The following is a 3,947-nucleotide window of genomic DNA, read 5'->3' as shown; positions in this document are numbered from 1 at the left end:
ACAAGATCTACCTGACGCATGAATTTCTGGCGACAATGCTTGGTGCCCGGCGTCCCGGCGTTACCACCGCGCTCCAAATGCTCGAATATCGGGGGCTGGTTCACGCCAGGCGCGGCGAGATCACGATTATCGACCGCATTGGAATGATACAGCTCACACATGGTGCTTACGGCGAGGAGGAGCAAAGTCACTTCGGCCTAGCCTCCGCCTAACTGTCCGGAATCGGACAAACCGTAACCGCCCGGTTGTTACCGCGGAGATTTCGCTTTGATGCGAGCGATGAGTTCCTGGTCATCGACGAAGGCTTCGAGGAAGTCACTCCATTCGTCAGCGGTGCGGCGCGCATGGGTAAGCATTTGCTCCAGCTCTTCCATTCCGTCGCGGGTAAGCGAAGTTATTGCCTCGTCCGGTCCGGTGTAGACGCTGATGATGCTGCCGTAGCTCAGGTTGTCATCATTGCTGACGATCGCCTGAAGGAGTTCGGCATCTTCATCGAGCAATTTGGCGACGTAGTCGATGCTGAACACATGGGTCACCGTTGCCATCAGGCAGCCTCGGCGGAGATGGCGGTGCCAGGTGACCAATTCCAGGGAAGCAACTCGTCGAGGCGATTGATCTTGTGATCTTGGATGCGGTCGAGCACGTCTGCGAGATATGCCTGCGGATCGATGCCGTTCATCTTGGCCGTCTCGATGATTGTCATGGCGCGAGCCAGGGTCTCCGCGCCGGTGTCGGCGCCGGCAAATAGCCAGTTTTTTCTTCCGATTCCAATCGGGCGCAGGGCTCGCTCGGCGGCATTGTTGTCCATGGCGACGCGGCCGTCTTCGAGGAACAGGCACAATGATGGCCAGCGGCTCAGGCCATAACGGAAGGCTTTTGCCAAATCGCTCTTGCCCGGAATGCGGGTCAGTTGCGTTTCGATCCAGACACGGAATGCCCCGATCTTTGGTTTGCTATGCTTCCGACGTGCGGCAAGGCGGGCATCGGCAGGCTGACCCGCAATGCCGTGCTCGATGTCATAAAGCGCACCGATACGGTCGAGAGCCTCGCATGCGATCTCGGATTTGTTCGAGGTCCAGATATCATGGAAGTCGCGTCGCCAATGCGCCCAGCATGCCGCTTCTCGGAAGCGGGATTTTCCATCGGCTCCAGGCTCATAAAGCTTGCCGTAGCCTTTGTAGCCGTCAGCTTGGAGGATGCCGCTTGTCTGCCTCAGATGGCGGAGGACGTGGTCTTCCTTCCAGTCCGGAGCAAAGTAGTAGACCGCGCCAGGCGGAGCGCCGCCCGCCCACGGGCGTTGATCGCGGACATATGTCCAGATCCTGCCTTTCTTTACGCCTTTGCCCAGCCCTTTGTCCTGCATGGAGCGATCCAGCACCCGGATCGGGGTATCGTCAGCATGGAGAAGGTCGCTGGCCATGATCACGGTTCCGATCCGCTCGATCAGGGGCTGAAGCACCTGCATGGCGCGACCGCACCAATCGACCAGCGTACTGTCGGGGATGTCGGCACCCATGCGGGCGAAGATTTCGTTCAGGCGATACAATGGCAGGTGATCGTCGAACTTCGAGACCAGGATGTAAGCCAGAAGGCAGGCTCCCGCCATGCTGCCTGGTATCGGACGGCTGGGCGCGGGCAACTGCACCATCTTTTCGCAGCAGCGGCAGGATTTCTTCAACCGAGCGACCTCGATGACCTTCATCTGCGCGGCGATCATGTCGAGGATTTCGCTTGTGTCTTCGCCCACAAGACGCAGTTCACCGCCACAGGCGGGGCAGCAGGCGCCGGGATCGAGCTCCCTGCGCTCGCGAACTGCCTTGTGCGACACGCGCGGACGCCGGCGCGTGATCCTTTCGGGCGCGTTCGTCATAGGCGCGACAGACGCTGCCTCGTCGGCCTCATTGATTGGCCCGGCATTGCTCTCCGCCGCGGCGATCAAAAGATCCTCCAGCGCCAGTTCCAGCTGCTGGATTTCCCGCTCGACTTTTTCCGAAGACTTGCCGAAGACCTGTTTCTTCAGCCGGGCAATGCGCAGCCGCAAGGCCTGGATCAATTGGTCATGCGCCTGCAACGTCGCCGACATCTTCGCATTTTCCGCCTGCAAGGCGGCGATCATCGCCTTCAGAAAGACAGGATCGTCTGGAAGATTTTCGGCGACATTCGGCATGCACCTGACTACCATAAGTCAGGGCGAGTAGCCATAAAAACCATTAGATTCAGAGAGATAAATCACCCGACTCGCGCCGGCGGCGCACCCCAGTTGGGGCGTCGCCAGTCAATTCCTTCCCATAACATCGCCATTTGCGCTGACGTCAGCCTGGCCGTCCCGTCGGCCGCCGACGGCCACGGAAAGCGACCCTTCTGCAAGACCTTGTAATAAAGACAGAACCCCTGGCCATCAAAATAAAGAAGCTTCAAACGGTCGCCACGCCTTCCCCGAAAGGCGAAGACCGCGCCTCCCGTCGGCTTCTGGCGCAACACATCCTGCGTCAGTGCAGCCAAACCCTCGATCCCTTTGCGCATGTCCGTGAACCCACAGGCAAGGTACACCCGAACCCCAGTTCCCGGTCCGATCATGCTATCTCAACCGCCTGGATAAGCCGAGTCAGAGTGGCGGTATCGATCTCTCTGTCAAAGCGCAGGTTCCGCCCACAGCATAGTTGCAACTCAACCAGCGACGCTGATAATCTGTCAGTGCCTTTGCCCATATAGAGTTCGCTCCGCGCCACGGGCATGTCCATGGGAAGGAACATGGGACCCGCCGACGGCAACAGGAGCCCCTTCCTCCTCAGCTCTCGCCGCCAGGTGTAAATCTGCTGCCGCGTCACATCATGCCGCTCGGCAACCTCAGTCACCGTCGCCCCCTCAATTCCAACCGACATGACGATGTCGAGTTTCTTCTTATCACCCCAGCGACGACGTCGTTCAGCACCAAGAATCTCGACACGCATCGCAAACCTCGCACAAGACACGTCGCAAACGACGTCGTTAAACACGTGTCATAGGACATCACGACGATGTCAGGCAGGCGGTGACAATCGGGCGGTTACGACAAACCCTTGCGGGCTACGGAATTGCTGCCGTAAATCGTGTTGAGGGTTTCAGGGAGGTATTCTCGATGACCAGCAGTTTTCACACCGTCACGGTTGAAAGAGCCGCCGAAGCCTATGTGCGCTCTAGAGGCAAGGCTCACTTCCTGTCCATCGCACTAGCAATTCGCGCCATCCGAACACTCATGCCGGCGTGCAAGGCCACCGATCTCGAATTGGAAGAGCTGCTGGCTGAGGCATCCATCACTCACGGTGTGCCCGTCGCCTTCGATGCAAAAACGGCCGAGGGTGTAGAACCACGGCTCCATTCGTAGGCCATATATGTCTGCGCTCACGCAGACGCCCACCTTCTCAGACGTTCGCCAGGCGATTGTCTGTTACCTCATCGACAACATCGGCAGCCCGAGCATTTCGATTTCTGAGGTCAGCCACACCGTGAGGAGAATGCTGCCGCTGTGCGAACTCACGGACTGGCAACTTGGCGATCTCATTGCGCGAAGCGCGACCGATGCGGGATTTGCGATCAAATATGACGCGTCGGACCCAAACGTCGAGGCATAGCCTCTGACGAGCCATAATGTCGTCGCAGCGCTCGTCAACGCTTTTCTGAGAGATACACCGCTGCTACCCCTTGAGATACATCAAGGCGGTCGTTGCTTTGGGAAGCGGTCCTCATAAGGGACTGAAAAGCAATGCTTATCTGGAACTTTTGGCCCTGGTTCGATTTATCAAATTTGTCCGGCCCGGGGAGCCAATGTGTTTGTCTAGTGCATTGTTTTCGTTGGGCTTTGTAGAAGACGCAGACGGCCTTCCCCGCTTTTTCTCCCCGCTTTCGACGCGCGTTTCCATTCCCATCGTCCGACGTGTCGCGCTCGGAACCTATCCGCCTTACGCAGA

Annotated in this window: 8 protein-coding genes; 4 read left to right on the top strand and 4 right to left on the bottom strand. The window is 58.3% G+C overall.

Annotated elements, in window-relative coordinates; all coding sequences use genetic code 11:
• A partial coding sequence (locus NKJ89_RS35460; protein WP_352609052.1) for a helix-turn-helix domain-containing protein occupies positions 1-212 on the top strand: 212 nt, incomplete at its 5' end.
• Positions 213-248: 36 nt separating this feature from the next.
• Here the strand turns inward: NKJ89_RS35460 and NKJ89_RS35455 are convergent.
• From NKJ89_RS35455 to tnpA, 4 genes are all read right to left on the bottom strand, one after another.
• Complete coding sequence (locus tag NKJ89_RS35455; RefSeq protein WP_023680922.1) at positions 249-545, bottom strand: hypothetical protein; 297 nt, start codon at positions 543-545, stop codon at positions 249-251.
• Entirely contained in the window at positions 545-2,167 is a 1,623-nt protein-coding gene (tnpC, locus tag NKJ89_RS35450; protein ID WP_352609051.1) for an IS66 family transposase, read from the bottom strand. Before tnpC ends, NKJ89_RS35455 begins: the two co-directional genes overlap by 1 nt.
• A 62-nt stretch (positions 2,168-2,229) precedes the next feature.
• Positions 2,230-2,577: an IS66 family insertion sequence element accessory protein TnpB gene (gene tnpB / locus NKJ89_RS35445; protein ID WP_023778341.1), complete on the bottom strand. Its 348-nt coding sequence runs from the start codon at positions 2,575-2,577 to the stop codon at positions 2,230-2,232.
• The gene (gene tnpA, locus NKJ89_RS35440) at positions 2,574-2,951 is read right to left on the bottom strand and encodes an IS66-like element accessory protein TnpA (RefSeq protein WP_352609050.1); all 378 of its coding nucleotides are present in this window, start codon (positions 2,949-2,951) and stop codon (positions 2,574-2,576) included. The genes tnpB and tnpA overlap by 4 nt, the downstream gene beginning before the upstream one ends.
• Positions 2,952-3,118: 167 nt before the next feature.
• On the opposite strand from tnpA, the gene NKJ89_RS35435 reads away from it, so the two are divergent.
• The 3 genes from NKJ89_RS35435 to NKJ89_RS35425 all read left to right on the top strand — a co-directional run.
• On the top strand, positions 3,119-3,364 hold the full coding sequence (locus NKJ89_RS35435; RefSeq protein ID WP_352609049.1) for a hypothetical protein: 246 nt from the start codon (positions 3,119-3,121) through the stop codon (positions 3,362-3,364).
• Positions 3,365-3,371: 7 nt separating this feature from the next.
• Entirely contained in the window at positions 3,372-3,611 is a 240-nt protein-coding gene (locus NKJ89_RS35430; RefSeq protein WP_352609048.1) for a hypothetical protein, read from the top strand.
• A gap of 70 nt (positions 3,612-3,681) precedes the next feature.
• Positions 3,682-3,947, top strand: a 266-nt coding sequence (locus NKJ89_RS35425; RefSeq protein ID WP_352609047.1) for a hypothetical protein, incomplete at its 3' end; no start/stop codon positions are given.

The sequence above is a fragment of the Mesorhizobium sp. M0047 genome (genome assembly GCF_040323315.1).
Lineage (GTDB): Bacteria > Pseudomonadota > Alphaproteobacteria > Rhizobiales > Rhizobiaceae > Mesorhizobium.
Note: the sequence above shows the minus strand (reverse complement) of the source record. Positions and strands in the feature narration are given on the sequence as shown.